The sequence below is a fragment of the Haematobacter sp. genome (genome assembly GCF_032102465.1).
In the GTDB taxonomy this organism is placed as follows: domain Bacteria; phylum Pseudomonadota; class Alphaproteobacteria; order Rhodobacterales; family Rhodobacteraceae; genus Haematobacter.
This window is the reverse complement of record NZ_DAMDHB010000001.1, coordinates 36775-52810: the sequence shown is the minus strand read 5'-3', so window position 1 is coordinate 52810 and position 16036 is coordinate 36775. Positions and strand designations below refer to the sequence as shown.

The window sequence follows — 16036 nt, the reverse complement described above, 5'->3', positions numbered from 1 at the left end:
ATGTACGATGTCGAAAAAATCCGCCGCGACTTTCCCATCCTCTCGCGGGAGGTGAACGGGAAGCCGCTGGTCTATCTCGATAACGGTGCCTCTGCGCAGAAGCCGCAGGTGGTGATCGATGCGGTGACCCGCGCCTATTCCCACGAATATGCCAATGTCCATCGGGGTTTGCACTACCTCTCCAACCTTGCCACCGACCATTATGAGGCGGTGCGGGGCAAGATCGCCCGTTTTCTGAACGCCCCGTCGGAGGAGGAGATCGTCTTTACCTCCGGGACGACGGAGGGGATAAACCTCGTCTCCTACGCCTGGGCCGCGCCACGGCTGGAAGCCGGGGATGAGATCGTCCTGACGGTCATGGAGCACCATGCCAATATCGTCCCGTGGCACTTCCTGCGGGAGCGTCAGGGGGTGGTGCTGAAATGGATTGCGCCCGAGGCAGACGGCTCGCTCGACCCCCAGAAGGTAATCGCGGCGATCGGTCCGCGCACGCGTCTGGTCGCGGTGACGCAGATGTCCAATGTCCTTGGGACGCGTGTGGATGTGGGGGCCATCTGTTCCGCCGCGCGTGCCAAGGGCGTGCCGGTGCTCGTCGATGGGTCGCAGGCGGCCGTTCACGGGCCGGTGGACGTTGACGAGATGGGCTGCGATTTTTACGCCATAACCGGGCATAAGCTATACGGGCCAAGCGGTTCTGGCGCAATCTTCATGCGTCGCGAGAGGATGGCCGAGATGCGGCCCTTCCTCGGCGGTGGGGACATGATCCGCACCGTCACGCAGGATGCCGTGACCTATGCCGATCCACCGATGAAGTTCGAGGCCGGAACGCCCGGTATCGTCCAGCAGATCGGTTTGGGTGTGGCGCTCGATTATCTGATGGACCTCGGCATGGAGAATGTCGCGGCGCATGAGCGGGCCTTGCGCGACTATGCGCGCCAGCGGCTCTCCGGTCTCAACTGGTTGCAGGTGCAGGGGGAAGCGCCGGACAAGGGGGCGATCTTCTCGTTCACGCTTTCCGGCGGTGCTCATCCCCATGACATTTCCACCGTGCTGGACAAGAAAGGCGTCGCCGTCAGAGCCGGCCATCATTGCGCGCAGCCGTTGATGTCCCATCTCGGGCTGACGGCGACCTGCCGCGCCTCCTTCGGGCTTTACAACACGGAGGCGGAGGTCGATGCGCTGGTGGAAGCGCTGGAGCTGTGCCACGAGTTGTTCGGCTGACGGCGGTCACCGCCGCTTCGGCTTGAGCAGGGCGCGCATTGGCTTGGACGCGACGACGACGCGGCGAGAGGCAAAACTTTCGTGGTTCTCCTCCACCGTGTCGCGTTCGTAAAGATAGTTGACCATCACCCCGCAGGACTGGGCGAGACCGTTCCGCGCGGTATCTGCCAGCGCATGCACGTCATGCACCAGTGCTCCGTTGCCCAGATGGAACCGGGCGACCGGGTCCAGCGGCAATCCGTCGGCACGCCGCGCCTCCAGCAGATAGACCGCGGCGAAATGTCGAAGATCGTCGCCCGCCTCTGCCAGAGCGGCAAGGTCTCCCGCCTCCGCCGCTTCCAGTGCCGCTGCGGCTTCCGGCCTGTCGCGGAGCCAGCGGGCAAGGCCGGGGATGGGAGAGAGGGTGACGAAATGCTGAAGATGGGGCAGTTCGTGGCTCAACTCCTCCACCACCTGCTTGATGAGCGAGTTGCCGAAGGAAATCCCGCGAAGCCCCTGCTGACAGTTGGAGATGGAATAGAAGACGGCCGTGTTGGCCTGTGCCGGATCCATCGGCGCGCGGTCGGCGGAGAGAAGCGCCTGGATGGAGCCAGGGATTCCCGCCGCCAGCGCCACTTCGACGAAGATCAGCGGCTCCTCCGGCATGGCGGGGTGGAAGAAGGCGAAGCAGCGCCGGTCGGGCGGTTCCAGCCTGCGGCGGAGATCGCCCCAGCCGTGGATCGCATGGACCGCCTCATAGTCGATGATCTTTTCCAGCACATTCGCGGGGCTGCGCCAGTTGATCGGGCGGAGGACGAGAAACCCGCGATTGAACCATGTCTCGAAGAGTTTCACGAAGTCCAGATCGGCGCGGGCGATCTCTGGCGCGGCGGTTGTCAGGGTCAGCAGGTCGAGCCGCATCTTCACCAGCGCGTTCGTGGCATCGGGCGCCTGATTGATCCTGCGGAGCAACTCCCGTCGCCGGGGTTCCGCGGCATGGGTGACAGCAGCGAGTGTGGCCGGCGTCGGCTCGCGGCCATAAGCCGCGACCGCCTGCGCCAGCACCGTCGTGTCGAGATCCATGTCCTCCGTCAGCCAGCGGAAGAAGTCGAGCCGCTCGGTCTCCGTCATGATGCGGTAGCGGGCGAGCACCTCCTTGGCCAGCCGGACCCCGGAGACCTCGCCCCGGCTCGACATCAGCGCGCCGCAAAGCTCCCGGATCGGACGGCGCACGACGCGCGCATCGGCGCTCTGCGAGCGGTCGAGCAGGGTGGACAGAAGGCCTGAGAGAAATTCGGTCGGCTGGAACATGGCGCCTCCGCGATCTGCAGGGAAGGATAGCGCGCCCCGCACCATTTTCCCTAGTTCCTTTTGCGCCCGGCCTCGCCTTCCGCTGCGGTATTGCGTAGAGAGCGGGGCATGACGCGCGCCTTGATGATCCAGGGAACCGGTTCCAACGTGGGGAAGTCCCTTCTCGTGGCAGGGCTATGCCGCGCGGCGCTTCGGCGCGGGCTTTCAGTCGCGCCTTTCAAGCCGCAGAACATGTCCAACAACGCCGCCGTGACACGCGATGGCGGCGAAATCGGTCGCGCGCAGGCTCTGCAGGCGCTGGCGGCCGGGCGGGAGCCTGTCTGCGACATGAATCCCGTTCTCCTGAAGCCCGAAACGGATCGCCGTGCCCAGGTGGTGGTGCAGGGACAGGCGCGCGCGACACTCCCCGCTGCCGGCTACGGAGCCATGAAGGGGACGTTGCTGCCCGCCGTTCTCGAAAGTTTTCAGCGCCTGTCGCGTGACGCCGATCTGATCGTCGTGGAGGGGGCCGGCAGTCCGGCGGAGGTAAACCTCCGGGCGCGCGATATCGCGAATATGGGCTTTGCCCGTGCGGCTGGCGTTCCGGTCATCCTCGCAGGAGACATCGACCGGGGGGGCGTCATCGCCCAGCTCGTTGGCACCGCGGAAATTCTGGACCCCGCCGACCGCGCGATGATTCGCGGCTTTCTGGTCAATCGCTTCCGCGGTGATCCGCGGCTGTTCGACGACGGGTATTCCCTGGTTGCGGAGCGGACGGGCTGGCAGGGCTACGGCGTTCTGCCCTGGTTCGCCGGTGCCGCGAGATTGCCCGCCGAGGACAGTCTTGACCTTGCGCCCGGTGGGCTTCAGGGCACATTCCGCATCGTCTGCCCCGCGCTTTCGCGTATCGCGAATTTCGACGATCTCGATCCGCTGAAGCTTGAGCCGTCCATCCGGCTTGACATCGTGCCGCCCGGGCGCGCCTTGCCGGGGGATGCAGATCTCGTGCTGCTGCCGGGAACCAAATCGACGCGCGGCGACCTTGCCTTCCTGCGCGCGCAGGGCTGGGACATCGACATCCAAGCCCATGTACGACGGGGCGGCGCGGTGCTGGGGATTTGCGGCGGGTATCAGATGCTGGGCAGGCAGGTCGCCGATCCAGACGGCATTGACGGCGAGCCGGGTGTATCGGAGGGGCTTGGCCTTCTGGATGTGGAGACGGTGATGGCCCCGGAGAAGCGGCTTGCCCGGATGGAGGCGCGGGATGACCTGACCGGGCAGCGTCTCTCCGGTTATGAGATCCACGCAGGCCGGACCGAGGGGCCGGATCGCATGCGCCCCTTCGTGCGGCCCGGCGGGCGGGACGAGGGCGCACGCTCCGCGGATGGGCGGATCGCCGGAACCTATCTCCACGGTCTGTTCGCCGCCGACGGGTTCCGCCGCGCCTGGCTTGCCCAGCGGGGCCTGACCAGCGGGCTGAGTTACGGAGGAGAGGTGGAGCGCGTGTTGAACGACCTCGCCGATCACATGGAGGCACATCTGAACGTGGACGGTATCCTCGGCGTGGCGGAGACGGTGGCATGAGCCTCGACGCCTGCGCGAGACTGGTGGAGAAGGGCGACCCGGACAGGTTTCTGGCCACCATGTCGGCCAGCCCGGCGGCGCGTGACAGGCTCTGGCCGCTCTACGCCTATAATCTGGAGATCGCCCGCGCCCCTTGGGCCAGCCGGGAGCCGATGATCGCGGAGATGCGCCTTCAATGGTGGGTCGATACGCTGGACGCCATCGCCGCGGGCAAGACGCACCAGGCGCATGAGGTTGCAGGCCCGCTCTCCACGCTCATCCAGGAGCGCGGACTGGACACAGGGGCGCTCCGCGCCATGGCGGAGGCGCGGTTCTGGGATGTCTGGCAGGAGCCTTTCGCCGATACCCCGGCGCTCGTCGCCTATCTCGATGCCACCTCCGGCAATCTCATGATGGAGGCTGCGAGGGCTTTGGGCGCCGATGCGGCGAGCGAGCCGGCGATCCGTGATCTGGCGCTTGCCTCGGGGATCGCGTCATGGCTTCGGGCGGTGCCGGTGCTCGTGGCGCGGGGGCGGTATCCGCTTCCTGCCGACAGCGAGCCCGTGGACCTTGCCCGGCGGGGCATGGAGGCTCTGGCCCGGGCGCGTCAGGGGCGTGCGACTGTGCCCCGTGCCGCCGCACCCGCAATGCTCGCCGCGTGGCAGGCGGGCCCGACGCTCCGCGCGGCGCTCCACGCGCCGGAAAAGGTCTGGACGGGGCTGCCCGTGCCAGCGGAATTCACCCGCCGCGGCGCCTTGGTGCTGCGCAGCATGACCGGCCTCTGGTGATGCTGGACGCGCGATGCCCCGCGTCCTATTCAGGGCCAACCTGACAGGGGCGGCCCGGCCCGATCGTGACGGATACTCACATGCCCGATTTCAAACCCGTCGAGACACTGACCCCCGGAGAGGCCGCGCAGGAGCTGGCGTCGCTGTCCGATGCGCTCGCCCGCGCCAACCGTGCCTACCATACGGAGGACGCGCCCGAGATCAGCGATGCTGAATACGACGCGCTGAAGCGGCGCAACGCGGATATCGAGGACCATTTTCCCGACCTCAAGCGGCCCGACAGCCCCTCCGAACAGGTCGGCGGTGCGCTGGCGGAGGGTTTCTCCAAGGTCCGTCACGAAATCCGCATGCTGTCCCTTGAGAATGCCTTTTCGGACAGCGAGCTACGCGATTTCGACGAACGGGTGCGGCGGTATCTCGGCCTGGCCTCTGGCGCACCGCTGCTTTACACGGCGGAGCCGAAGATCGACGGGCTGTCGCTGTCGCTCCGCTATGAAAACGGCGTTCTGGTTCAGGCCGCGACGCGCGGCGACGGCGCGGTGGGCGAGAATGTCACCCAGAACGCGATGACGGTCGCAGATATTCCCCGCACATTGACCGGTGCGCCGGAGGTGCTGGAGATCCGGGGTGAGGTCTATATGAGCCACGCCGATTTCGCCGCGCTGAACGAGCGGCAGGCGGCGGCGGGGGATCGCGTCTTTGCCAACCCGCGCAACGCGGCCGCCGGATCGCTCCGCCAGCTTGACGCAACGATCACACGCTCCCGCCCGCTCCGGTTCTTTGCCTATGCCTGGGGCTTGGTGAGCGAGCCGCTGGCCGCCACACAGTTCGACGCCATCGCCCGGATCGCGGCGCTTGGCTTTCAGACCAACCCGCTCACCCGCCTGTGCAACGGGCCGCAGGAGATGCTGGCCACCTACCGGGACATAGAGGAAAACCGGGCGCGGCTCGGATATGACATCGACGGGGTGGTCTATAAGGTCAACGATCTGGACTACCAGCGGCGCCTTGGTTTCCGGTCCACCACGCCCCGGTGGGCGCTGGCACACAAGTTCCCGGCGGAGCTTGCCTGGACGATGCTGGAAGCCATCGACATCCAGGTGGGACGAACGGGCGCTCTTTCCCCCGTCGCGCGGCTGACGCCGGTGACGGTGGGCGGCGTCGTCGTCTCCAATGCCACGCTGCACAACGAGGATTACATCGCCGGACTGGATTCCGCGGGCAACCCGATCCGGGACGGCAAGGACATCCGCATCGGCGATACGGTGCAGGTCTATCGCGCGGGCGACGTGATCCCCAAGGTGGCGGACGTGGACCTTGCCCGCCGCCCGGAAGGCACGGAACCCTATCGCTTCCCGGAAACCTGCCCGCAATGCGGCAGCCCCGCCATCCGCGAGCCGGGGGATTCGGTGCGCCGCTGCACGGGCGGGCTGATCTGCCCCGCGCAGGCGACGGAAAAGCTGAAGCATTTCGTCAGCCGGGGCGCTTTCGACATAGAGGGGCTGGGCGTTAAGCAGATCGAGATGTTCTTTGCCGACGGCATGTTGCCGGTAAAGACCCCTGCCGACATCTTCACGCTGGAGGCGCGTGACAAGGCCCAGATCGCCAAGCTCGCCAATCGCGACGGCTTCGGAAAGCGCAGTGCGGAGAAGCTGTTCGCAGCCATCGACGAACGGCGGGTGATCCCGTTCGAGCGGTTTCTGTTCGCTCTGGGCATCCGGCATCTGGGGGAGGTGGCGGCAAAGGATCTTGCCCACCACTATCACGGCTGGCCCGCGCTGCGCGCCGCGATAGATGCCGCGCAGCCGGCCGCCATCGCAAGCATCGCGGCCGATGAGGCCGAGGCGGAGGAGCGTGCCGCCGCCGCGCAGGCGGGGCGTCGCGCCCAGATCTCGCGGGCGCGTGCGGCCGCGCGGGAGAGTGTCCCCCCGGAGGCGGAGGCGGCCTGGCAAGAACTCCTCTCCATCGACGGGGTGGGGACGACGCTTGCCACCTCCGTCGTCACGACGCTGGCGGAGGGTGGGCATGAGCGGGCGGCAGTGGACGATCTCGTCGCGCAGCTGCGCGAGATCGTGCCCCCCGAAAGCCGCGCCACGGAAAGCCCGGTCGTCGGTCTGACGGTCGTCTTCACCGGCTCGCTGGAGAAGATGACCCGGGCGGAGGCCAAGGCGCGGGCGGAATCGCTGGGTGCCAAGGTCGCGGGCTCCGTCTCTGCCAAAACCGACCTGCTGGTGGCGGGGCCGGGCGCAGGGTCAAAGGCCACGAAGGCCGCGGAACTCGGCATCCGGGTGATCGACGAGGACGGCTGGCTCGACCTCATCGGCGGGGCGTGATGGCGGATCGTCCGTCCCTCCTGCTGCCGCTCTTCGCCCAACTCGACACGCTGGAGGGCGTCGGCCCGAAGACGGCGAAGCATTTCGCGGGGCTGGCGGTGGAGCGCCCCCGTGACCTGCTGTTCACGCTGCCGCATTCGGTCATCGACCGGCGGCGGCGCGAGACGATCCGGGACGCGCAACTGCCCGGTGTCGTCACGGCAGAGGTGGAGGTGCTGGGGCACAGCGCGCCTGTCGCCCGCGGCCGCCCGCATCGGGTGACGGTGCGGGACGCGGCGGTGGAGTTCCAGCTCGTCTTCTTTCACGCCAAGGGCGATTATCTCCAGCGGCAGTTGCCGGTCGGCGCGCGCCGCATCGTGTCGGGCCGGGTCGAACTGTTCGACGGCATGGCCCAGATGGTCCACCCCGACCACATCCTGATGCCGGAGGAGGCGCAGCGCCTGCCGGAGTTCGAGCCGGTCTATCCGCTGACGGCGGGGTTGGGGCAGCGGACTGTCTTCCGCGCGGCGGAAGGTGCGCTCGCCCGTGCGCCCGATCTGCCGGAATGGATCGACCCCGCGCTGTGTGCCCGCGAAGGCTGGCCCTCCTGGCGGGAAGCGCTGAGCGCGGCCCATGCCCCGGACCGGCCGGATGCCGTTTCGCCCAACCATCCCGCGCGGCGCCGGCTCGCCTATGACGAATTCTTCGCGCATCAGTTGACGCTTGCCCTGTCCCGTGCGCGGGCGCGGCGGCAGCGGGGGCGGGAGACGACCGGAAACGGCGTTCTGCAAGGGCGCGTCCTCTCCGCGCTGCCCTATCAACCCACGGGGGCGCAGAGACGGGCGGTGACGGAGATCGCCGCCGACATGGCGCTTCCCCAACGGATGAGCCGGCTGCTGCAGGGTGATGTCGGCTCCGGCAAGACGCTGGTGGCTTTCCTCGCCCTCACCATAGCGGTGGAGGCAGGCGGGCAGGGTGTGCTCATGGCGCCGACGGAGATCCTCGCGCGCCAGCATCTCGACAGCCTTCGCCCGCTGGCGGAGAGCGCGGGAATAGCGCTGGAGTTGCTGACCGGGCGCGACAAGGGGGCGGAGCGCGCCGCCAAGCTCGCCCGGCTTGCCTCCGGGGAGACGCGGATCCTTGTCGGCACCCATGCGGTCTTTCAGCAGGATGTGGTTTTCCATGATCTGCGGCTCGCGGTCGTGGATGAGCAGCATCGCTTCGGCGTCGCGCAGCGGATGGAACTGGGGGCCAAGGGGCAGGCGGTCGATGTGCTGGTGATGACGGCCACGCCGATCCCGCGGAGCCTCGCGCTCGCGCAATACGGCGACATGGACCTTTCGGTGCTGGACGAAAAGCCGCCGGGCCGGACGCCCGTCCGCACCGCGCTGGTGTCCGCCGCGCGGCGGGAGGAGGTCATCGCCCATCTGGGCCGCGCGCTCCATGAAGGCAGGCAGGCCTACTGGGTCTGCCCATTGGTGGAGGAAAGCGAGACATCCGACCTTACCGCCGCAACGGAGCGGTTCAGGGAACTGCGCGCCCTGTTCGGGGAGCACGTCGCGCTGGTCCACGGCCAGCTTCCCCCGGCGGAGAAGGACGCCGCCATGGCCCGCTTTGCCGGGGGGGAGGCGCGTATCCTTGTCGCGACCACGGTGATCGAGGTCGGCGTGAACGTGCCCAACGCGTCGATCATGGTGATCGAACGGGCGGAAACCTTCGGCCTCGCGCAGCTTCATCAGCTTCGCGGCAGGGTCGGGCGCGGGGCCGCTGTCTCCACCTGCCTGCTGCTTTATCAACCGCCGCTGGGAGAGACGGCGGAACGGCGGCTGAAGCTGCTCCGCGATACGGAGGACGGCTTCCGCATTGCGGAGGAGGATCTGGCGATCCGTGGCGCGGGCGATGTCATCGGAACGGCGCAATCCGGCCTGCCGAAGTTCCGCGTTGCCGACCTGGAGCGGCAGGGCGCGCTGATGGCTCTGGCCCAATCGGATGCGCGCGCACTCCTCACGATGGATCCAGAACTGATCTCGCCGCGGGGAGAGGCCGCGCGCCTGCTGCTGTGGCTGATGGAGAAGGACCGCTCCATCCGTCTGGGGCGCATCGGTTAACAGGCTACTGAAAGAGGTCTCCAGTTCCGCGCCAGAGCGGAACTGGGTCGCAATCCGAAAAATCCGCGCGGAAATCTGCATATGTCGGGTCAGTCGGGGGTCAGATTTCCTGATTTACACAGCGCATCGGCCCATACTTCAGAGCTTTTTCAGCAGCAGGTCAGAGGGCGAATCCCACAGGCTGACAGAATGTTCCTAAAAAGTTCTTTACAGAATGCATAGAATCAGGAACAAATAGAGAACGCAACGGAGGTTCAAGATGCTGACCCAACTGAAGTCCGTCGTTTCCCGTCACGCCGATACGCTGGTGGAAGATATGCTTGGCATGGCGGCGATCACGCTGCTGTTCGTCGTGCTGCTTCACCTGCCGATCCTGCTCTGAGTCTGCCTGCCGCCTGCGGCCCTGTCCCACCGCAGACGTGCCACTGGCGCCGCCATCCGCAGGGATGTGCGGCGTCTTTTTCGTCTGCGGGATCAGGTTTTCGCGGCGATTTCCTCAAGCGCTGCGACGGTCGCGTCGAGCGACAGCAGAATGGAGGCATGGCGATTGGGAAAGTCGCGCGCCGCCATCAGCGCCTCCAGCCCCTCAAAGGGCGCCGCCGGGATCGGCCCGCCGGCGGCAAGCATCGCGCGAAGCTCATCGCGGGCGCGGCGGACCTCGGGTTCGGACCGCCCGAGGATGACCTGACCCACCACGGATGCCGCAGCCTGACTCAGCGCACATGCCCGGACGTCCTGCCGGAACGCCGCGATCCTGCCGTCCTTTGTCGTGACGTCAACCGTCACCTGCGAGCCGCAGAGCGGGGACCGGCGCATGACGCTTGCCTCCGGGGCGGCAAGCCGTCCGGTGAGTGGAATGTCGGCAGCCAGTGCCAGCAGCCGCGCGGAGTAGAGCCTGACGAGATCGTCCACGGGTTTCCTCTTTCGCTTCCACCCCATATATGCGGCGCGATGCCCGATGAACAGGAGCCTGTCATGTTCGACCCCTCGACCCTTCGCTACGACGACCGCGGCCTCATCCCCGCCGTGGCGCAGGACCATCGCACGGGCGAGGTGCTGATGGTCGCGTGGATGACGCAGGCTGCGGTGGAGCGGACGCTGGCAACCGGGGAGGTGACCTACTGGTCACGCTCCCGGCAGGAGTTGTGGATCAAGGGCGCGACGTCCGGCCACGTGCAGAAGCTGGTCGATTTCCGTTTCGACTGCGACAGGGATTGCGTGCTCGTGCTCATCGAACAGACGGGACCGGCCTGCCACACCAACCGGCGGAGCTGCTTCTACACCGCTGTCCGGAAGGGCGACGAAGTGGAGCTGATGCAGCCCGAAGGCTGAGATTCACTTCTCCAGCATCGCCCGGATGTTGTCCGGCGTAGCACCCGCCGCCCGATAATGGCGGATCGCGCGGTCATCGTCCCGCTTGGCGAGCCGTTTGCCGTTTTCATCGCGGATGAGGCGGTGGTGGTGGTAGTCGGGCGTGGGCAGGTCCAGCAGCAGTTGCAGCAGGCGGTGAATGAAGGTCGCCTCGAACAGATCCTCTCCGCGCACGACCTCGGTGATCTGCTGAAACGCATCGTCCACCACGACGGCGAGGTGATAGGCCACGCCGATATCTCCCCGTGCCAGTACGATGTCGCCGATAGTGCGAAGCATCGTCTCGGCGTCCAGCAGATGCAGGCCGGGATGCTCCGGGCCGGTTTCCAGAAAACCGGTGCCGGGCGGGATCAGCGTCACGGCCCGCTGCATGTCGAGGCGGATGGCGTCTCCCGGCCCGGCCTCGGCGATCGTGCGCCCCCGGCAGGTGCCGGGATAAACAGGACCGTCCGGCCCGATCAGCGGCATGCCCTCCTGCGGGGCGGACAGGGCCGCGCGGATGTCGGCCCGCGTGCAGCGGCAGGGATAGAGAAGATCCATCTCTGCCAGCCGGGCAAGGGCGGTGTCATAGGCGTCGCGTCGCTCCGATTGCCGGAGCGTCGGTTCCGGCCAGGAAAGGCCCAGCCAGTGCAGGTCTTCCTTCAGGGCCGTTTCGTAGTCGGGGCGGGAGCGGGCGGTGTCGATATCCTCGATCCTGAGCAGGAACTGCCCCGGGGTCGCACGGGCGCTGGCCGTCAGCGCGGAGAAGGCATGCCCGAGGTGGAGCAGCCCCGTGGGCGAGGGCGCGAACCGGGTGCGGCGTGTCGGGGGGAGCGCACTCCCCCCGATCCCCCCGGCCCGAGGGGCAGCGCCCCCCGGAGCCCCCCGATCAGACAGCGGTTCCGGCATGGGCTGACACGGAGGAGGCCTCCTGAAGCCAGTGCGAGAAGGCCTCCTTCGCCCGGTCGGTATAGGCTTTGTAGCGGTCCTTCCGCCCGCGCCGGCCACCCTTTGCGTCGATGGGCGGGAACAGGCCGAAGTTCACATTCATCGGCTGAAAGGTCGCGGCCTCCGCATCGCCGGTGATATGGGCGATGAGCGCGCCCATTGCGGTTTCCCGCGGCGGCGGCGGCACGTTGCGGCCCAGAAGCTCTGCCGCGGCGAGGCGTCCGGCGACCAGCCCCATGGCGGCGGATTCCACATAGCCCTCCACCCCCGTCACCTGACCCGCAAAGCGGATATTGGGCCGCGAGAGCAAACGCATCCGCGGATCGAGCAGGGTGGGTGAGTTCAGGAAGGTATTGCGATGAATACCGCCCAGCCGGGCGAAGCGCGCGTCCTGAAGGCCGGGGATCAGGCGGAACACCTCCGTCTGCGCGGCGTATTTCATCTTCGTCTGGAAACCCACGATATTGTAGAGCGTGCCGAGCGCGTTGTCTCGGCGGAGCTGCACCACGGCATAGGGCTTCACGGCGGGATCATGGGCGTTGGTCAGGCCCACGGGTTTCATCGGGCCGAAGCGCAGCGTCTCCCGTCCGCGTTCGGCCATCACCTCGATGGGCAGACAGCCGTCGAAATATTTCGCTGTCTCCCCCTCCCGGAACTCCGTCTTGTCGGCGGCGATCAGGGCGTCGATGAAGGTCTCATACTGCTCCCGCGTCATGGGACAGTTGATATAGGCGGTCCGCTCCTCCTCCGTCTCGCCCTTGTCGTAGCGGGACTGGCGCCATGCCATGTGCATGTCGATCGTCTCGGCATAGACGATGGGGGCGATGGCGTCGAAGAAGGCAAGCGCGTCCGCCCCCGTTTCCGCCCGGATGGCCTCGGCCAGTGCGCCGGAGGTGAGCGGGCCGGTCGCGATGATCCAGTGGCCTTCCCGCGGCAGCTCGGTGATCTCTCCGGCAACCGTTTCGATCAGCGGATGGGCGCGGAGCCGCGCCGTCACATCGGCGGAGAAGGCATCCCTGTCCACCGCCAGCGCGCCACCCGCAGGCAGGGAGTGCCGGTCGGCGGTGGTCATGATGAGCCCGCCCGCCGCCCGCATCTCCCAGTGCAGCAGGCCCACGGCGTTCTGCTCGTCGTCATCCGAGCGGAACGAGTTGGAACAGACCATCTCGGCGAAGTCGCCGGTGCGATGGGCGAAGGTGCCCACCTGGGGGCGCATTTCGTGCAGGACGACGGGAACCCCGGCCTCGGCCGCCTGCCAGGCGGCTTCCGATCCGGCCATGCCGCCGCCGATGATATGGAGCTTTTCGGTCATGCGCCGCACTTAATCCCGTAAAGCGCATTTGGGAAGGGCCGAGACAGCGGCAAGACCGGCGCGCGCCGACCGCATCAGGAAATGACTTCTGCCGGTCGGGCGGTTTCGCCGCCTTCTGGCAGCGGTATCCCGCATATTATGACCTGTGGAGGGGGCAATCCCTATCCGAAGCGCAGGGGAGCTTCTTCAGGCAGCCGCGACGGGTCTGGAGTCCCGCGCGAAACCCGTCACGAAGCGGCCGCAGCGCGCAAAGGTCGATACTGTTGACATATTTCCGCCCGGCATACATCGCGACCCGACCGCTTCCCGCACCCTACGTGCCGCCGCCGTCAAATGAAAAGGGCCGGCATTTCGCCAGCCCCTTCGCTCATTCCTCGCCGTCTTCCGCCTGTTCGGCGATCCGGGCGACGGAGACGACCTGCTCATCCCCGCCCGTATCGAAGATGCGCACGCCCCCGGCGCTGCGCGAGCGGAAGGAAATGCCATCGACCGGGCAGCGGATCGACTGGCCAGTGGAGGTGGCCAGCATGATCTGATCCTCGATCGCGACGGGGAAGGAGGCGACGAGCCGCCCGCCGCGCATGCCCTTGTCCATCGCCATGACACCCTGGCCGCCCCGTCCGCGCACCGGATAGTCGTGGGAGGAGGAGAGCTTGCCGGTGCCGGAGGCCGTGACCGTCAGGATCAGGTCCTCGATGGCGGACATCTCCGCATAACGTTCGGTGGAGAGCTGCCCCCCCTCCACGGCGTCCTCATCCTCGTCGGCCTCCACCTCCTCCGTCGCCCCCGCGACGAGGCGGCGCTGCTTGAGGTAGGCGGTGCGCTCCTCCGGCGATGCCTCGAAATGCCGGATGACGGACATGGAGACGACCTCGTCCTCCTCCGCCAGACGGATGCCGCGCACGCCGGTGGAATCGCGGCCCTTGAACACGCGCACATCCGTCGTCGGGAAGCGGATCGCCCGCCCGAGCGCGGTGACGAGCATCATGTCGTCCTGCTCGTTGGCGATACGGACACCGACGAGGCTGACGCCCTCGGGCAACTTCATCGCGATCTTGCCGTTCGACTTCACGTTGGTGAAATCGGAAAGGGCGTTGCGCCGCACGTCACCGTCGGAGGTGGCGAAGACGATCTGCAGCATATCCCATTCCACCTCCGGCTCGTCGATGGCCATGATCGCGGCGATGGAGACACCGGCCCCGATCGGCAAGATGTTGACGATGGCCTTGCCGCGGGCATTGCGGCCCGCCAGCGGCAGGCGCCATGTCTTGAGCTTGTAGACCATGCCGTCGGTGGTGAAGAACAGCAGCTGCGTATGGGTGTTGGCGACGAAGAGCGTCGTCACCACATCGTCCTCCTTGGTGGACATGGAGGACAGGCCCTTGCCGCCCCGCCGCTGGGAACGGAATTCCGCCAGGGGGGTGCGCTTGATGTAGCCGCCGGAGGTCACGGTCACGACCATGTCCTCCCGTTCGATCAGATCCTCGTCCTCCATGTCGCCGGACCAGTCGGCGATCTCCGTGCGGCGGGGAACCGCAAAGGCGTCGCGCACCTCGCGCAGTTCGGTGGAGATGATGGACATGATCCGCTCCCGCGAGCGCAGGATGTCGAGATAGTCGCGGATCTTCGCGGCCAGTTCCTGCAGCTCGTCGGTGATCTCCTTCACCCCCATCGCGGTGAGGCGCTGAAGGCGGAGGTCGAGGATCGCGCGAGCCTGAAGCTCCGACAGGTTGTAGGTTCCGTCGTCGTTGATCGTATGGCTCGGATCGTCGATCAGGCGGATGTATTCGGCGATGTCCATGGCGGGCCAGCGGCGCGACATCAGCCGCTCCCGCGCCTCTGCCGGATCGGCGGAGGACCGGATCGTGGCCACCACCTCATCGACGTTGGAGACGGCGACGGCCAGACCGCAGAGCAGGTGGCTCCGCTCCCGCGCCTTGCGGAGTTCAAAGGCGGTGCGCCGGGCGACGACCTCCTCCCGGAAGGAGAGGAAGGCGGTCAGGAAGTCGCGCAGCGCCAGTTGTTCCGGCCGCCCGCCGTTCAGCGCGAGCATGTTGCACCCGAAGGACACCTGCATCGGCGTGAAACGGAAGAGCTGGTTCAGCACCACCTCAGGCGTCGCGTCGCGCTTCAGTTCGACGACGACGCGCACACCGATGCGGTCGCTTTCGTCCTGCACGTGGGCGATGCCTTCGATGCGCTTCTCGCGGGCCATTTCGGCGATCCGCTCGATCATCGTGGCCTTGTTGACCTGATAGGGGATCTCGTCCACCACGATGGCGTAGCGGTCCTTGCGGATTTCCTCCACCCGCGTCTTGGCCCGGATGATGACCGATCCGCGGCCCTCCAGATAGGCCTTGCGCGCGCCGGACCGCCCGAGGATCACGCCGCCCGTCGGAAAGTCGGGGGCGGGGATGTATTCCATCAGCCGTTCGGTGGAGAGGTCTGGTTCCTCGATCAGCGCCAGAGTCGCGTCGATCACTTCGCCAAGGTTGTGCGGCGGAATGTTGGTCGCCATGCCGACCGCGATACCGCCCGCGCCGTTGACCAGCATGTTCGGGAAGCGCGCCGGCAGCACCACCGGCTCCCGGTCCTTGCCGTCGTAGTTGTCCTGAAAGTCCACTGTCTCCTTGTCGATATCGGCAAGGAGGAAGGCGGCCGGCTTGTCCATCCTGACTTCGGTATAGCGCATGGCGGCGGCAGAATCCCCGTCCATGGAGCCGAAGTTGCCCTGACCGTCCAGCAGCGGCAGCGACATGGAGAAGGGCTGCGCCAGACGGACGAGCGCGTCATAGATCGCGCTGTCGCCATGGGGGTGGTATTTCCCCATCACGTCGCCCACGGGGCGGGCGGACTTGCGGTAGGGCTTGTCGTGGGTGTTGCCGGTTTCGTGCATCGCGTAGAGGATCCGCCGGTGCACGGGCTTCAGCCCGTCGCGCAGATCGGGGATCGCGCGCGCGACGATCACGCTCATCGCATAGTCGAGGTAGGAGGATTTCATCTCCTCCGCGATGGAGACGGTCGGGCCGGCGTAGGACGGGCGGTCGGGGCCGTTTTCCTCGTCCTCGGGCAATTCAGGGGTATCGTTCACGGTCTTCCGATCTCTTTCTGGCAAGCCGCGCGCAGCGCCCCGCGACTATAGTCCGGGGAGGGGGCAGGCGCAAT

General features: G+C 67.1%; 12 protein-coding genes. 7 read left to right on the top strand and 5 right to left on the bottom strand.

Features of this window, described 5'->3' with window-relative positions; translation table 11 throughout:
- Positions 1 to 1221, top strand: coding sequence for a cysteine desulfurase (locus RT513_RS00255; RefSeq protein ID WP_290687941.1), 1221 nt, complete (start codon positions 1 to 3; stop codon positions 1219 to 1221).
- A 6-nt stretch (positions 1222 to 1227) separates the two neighbouring features.
- Here RT513_RS00255 and RT513_RS00250 read toward each other — a convergent pair whose 3' ends face one another.
- Entirely contained in the window at positions 1228 to 2511 is a 1284-nt protein-coding gene (locus tag RT513_RS00250) for a malonyl-CoA decarboxylase domain-containing protein (protein ID WP_290687939.1), read from the bottom strand.
- Between the two features lie 108 nt (positions 2512 to 2619).
- Between RT513_RS00250 and RT513_RS00245 the strand changes: the two genes are divergently transcribed.
- From RT513_RS00245 to RT513_RS00225, 5 genes are all read left to right on the top strand, one after another.
- Positions 2620 to 4074 carry a cobyric acid synthase gene (locus tag RT513_RS00245; RefSeq protein WP_313533427.1) on the top strand — a complete coding sequence of 485 codons (1455 nt, stop codon included), beginning with the start codon at positions 2620 to 2622 and terminating at the stop codon, positions 4072 to 4074.
- The gene (locus RT513_RS00240) at positions 4071 to 4841 is read left to right on the top strand and encodes a squalene/phytoene synthase family protein (RefSeq protein ID WP_290687935.1); all 771 of its coding nucleotides are present in this window, start codon (positions 4071 to 4073) and stop codon (positions 4839 to 4841) included. Before RT513_RS00245 ends, RT513_RS00240 begins: the two co-directional genes overlap by 4 nt.
- 80 nt (positions 4842 to 4921) lie before the next feature.
- Positions 4922 to 7174, top strand: a complete 2253-nt coding sequence (gene ligA / locus RT513_RS00235) for an NAD-dependent DNA ligase LigA (protein ID WP_290687933.1) — start codon at positions 4922 to 4924, stop codon at positions 7172 to 7174.
- Positions 7174 to 9261: an ATP-dependent DNA helicase RecG gene (recG, locus tag RT513_RS00230; protein ID WP_290687931.1), complete on the top strand. Its 2088-nt coding sequence runs from the start codon at positions 7174 to 7176 to the stop codon at positions 9259 to 9261. The genes ligA and recG overlap by 1 nt, the downstream gene beginning before the upstream one ends.
- Positions 9262 to 9520: 259 nt before the next feature.
- Complete coding sequence (locus tag RT513_RS00225) at positions 9521 to 9643, top strand: hypothetical protein (protein WP_088213773.1); 123 nt, start codon at positions 9521 to 9523, stop codon at positions 9641 to 9643.
- 92 nt (positions 9644 to 9735) lie between these two features.
- Here RT513_RS00225 and RT513_RS00220 read toward each other — a convergent pair whose 3' ends face one another.
- The gene (locus RT513_RS00220; protein ID WP_290687925.1) at positions 9736 to 10200 is read right to left on the bottom strand and encodes an iron-sulfur cluster assembly scaffold protein; all 465 of its coding nucleotides are present in this window, start codon (positions 10198 to 10200) and stop codon (positions 9736 to 9738) included.
- 36 nt (positions 10201 to 10236) lie between these two features.
- On the opposite strand from RT513_RS00220, the gene hisI reads away from it, so the two are divergent.
- Entirely contained in the window at positions 10237 to 10593 is a 357-nt protein-coding gene (gene hisI, locus RT513_RS00215) for a phosphoribosyl-AMP cyclohydrolase (RefSeq protein ID WP_088213771.1), read from the top strand.
- A 3-nt stretch (positions 10594 to 10596) separates the two neighbouring features.
- Here the strand turns inward: hisI and gluQRS are convergent, their stop codons facing one another.
- The 3 genes from gluQRS to gyrA form a co-directional block, all read right to left on the bottom strand.
- Complete coding sequence (gene gluQRS, locus RT513_RS00210) at positions 10597 to 11520, bottom strand: tRNA glutamyl-Q(34) synthetase GluQRS (RefSeq protein WP_290687922.1); 924 nt, start codon at positions 11518 to 11520, stop codon at positions 10597 to 10599.
- Complete coding sequence (gene trmFO, locus RT513_RS00205) at positions 11501 to 12871, bottom strand: methylenetetrahydrofolate--tRNA-(uracil(54)-C(5))-methyltransferase (FADH(2)-oxidizing) TrmFO (RefSeq protein ID WP_290687920.1); 1371 nt, start codon at positions 12869 to 12871, stop codon at positions 11501 to 11503. Before trmFO ends, gluQRS begins: the two co-directional genes overlap by 20 nt.
- A 367-nt stretch (positions 12872 to 13238) precedes the next feature.
- Positions 13239 to 15962 carry a DNA gyrase subunit A gene (gene gyrA / locus RT513_RS00200; RefSeq protein ID WP_290687918.1) on the bottom strand — a complete coding sequence of 908 codons (2724 nt, stop codon included), beginning with the start codon at positions 15960 to 15962 and terminating at the stop codon, positions 13239 to 13241.
- Between the last annotated feature and the right edge of the window lie 74 nt (positions 15963 to 16036).

Excerpts from the sequence above, each read along its gene's own strand:
- RT513_RS00240 (WP_290687935.1), top strand. The coding sequence starts at position 4,071 with ATGAGCCTCGACGCCTGCGCGAGACTGGTGGAGAAGGGCGACCCGGAC.
- recG (WP_290687931.1), top strand. The coding sequence starts at position 7,174 with ATGGCGGATCGTCCGTCCCTCCTGCTGCCGCTCTTCGCCCAACTCGAC.
- trmFO (WP_290687920.1), bottom strand. The coding sequence starts at position 12,871 with ATGACCGAAAAGCTCCATATCATCGGCGGCGGCATGGCCGGATCGGAA.
- gluQRS (WP_290687922.1), bottom strand. The coding sequence starts at position 11,520 with ATGCCGGAACCGCTGTCTGATCGGGGGGCTCCGGGGGGCGCTGCCCCT.
- RT513_RS00220 (WP_290687925.1), bottom strand. The coding sequence starts at position 10,200 with ATGGGGTGGAAGCGAAAGAGGAAACCCGTGGACGATCTCGTCAGGCTC.
- ligA (WP_290687933.1), top strand. The coding sequence starts at position 4,922 with ATGCCCGATTTCAAACCCGTCGAGACACTGACCCCCGGAGAGGCCGCG.
- hisI (WP_088213771.1), top strand. The coding sequence starts at position 10,237 with ATGTTCGACCCCTCGACCCTTCGCTACGACGACCGCGGCCTCATCCCC.
- RT513_RS00225 (WP_088213773.1), top strand. The coding sequence starts at position 9,521 with ATGCTGACCCAACTGAAGTCCGTCGTTTCCCGTCACGCCGATACGCTG.
- RT513_RS00245 (WP_313533427.1), top strand. The coding sequence starts at position 2,620 with ATGACGCGCGCCTTGATGATCCAGGGAACCGGTTCCAACGTGGGGAAG.
- RT513_RS00250 (WP_290687939.1), bottom strand. The coding sequence starts at position 2,511 with ATGTTCCAGCCGACCGAATTTCTCTCAGGCCTTCTGTCCACCCTGCTC.
- RT513_RS00255 (WP_290687941.1), top strand. The coding sequence starts at position 1 with ATGTACGATGTCGAAAAAATCCGCCGCGACTTTCCCATCCTCTCGCGG.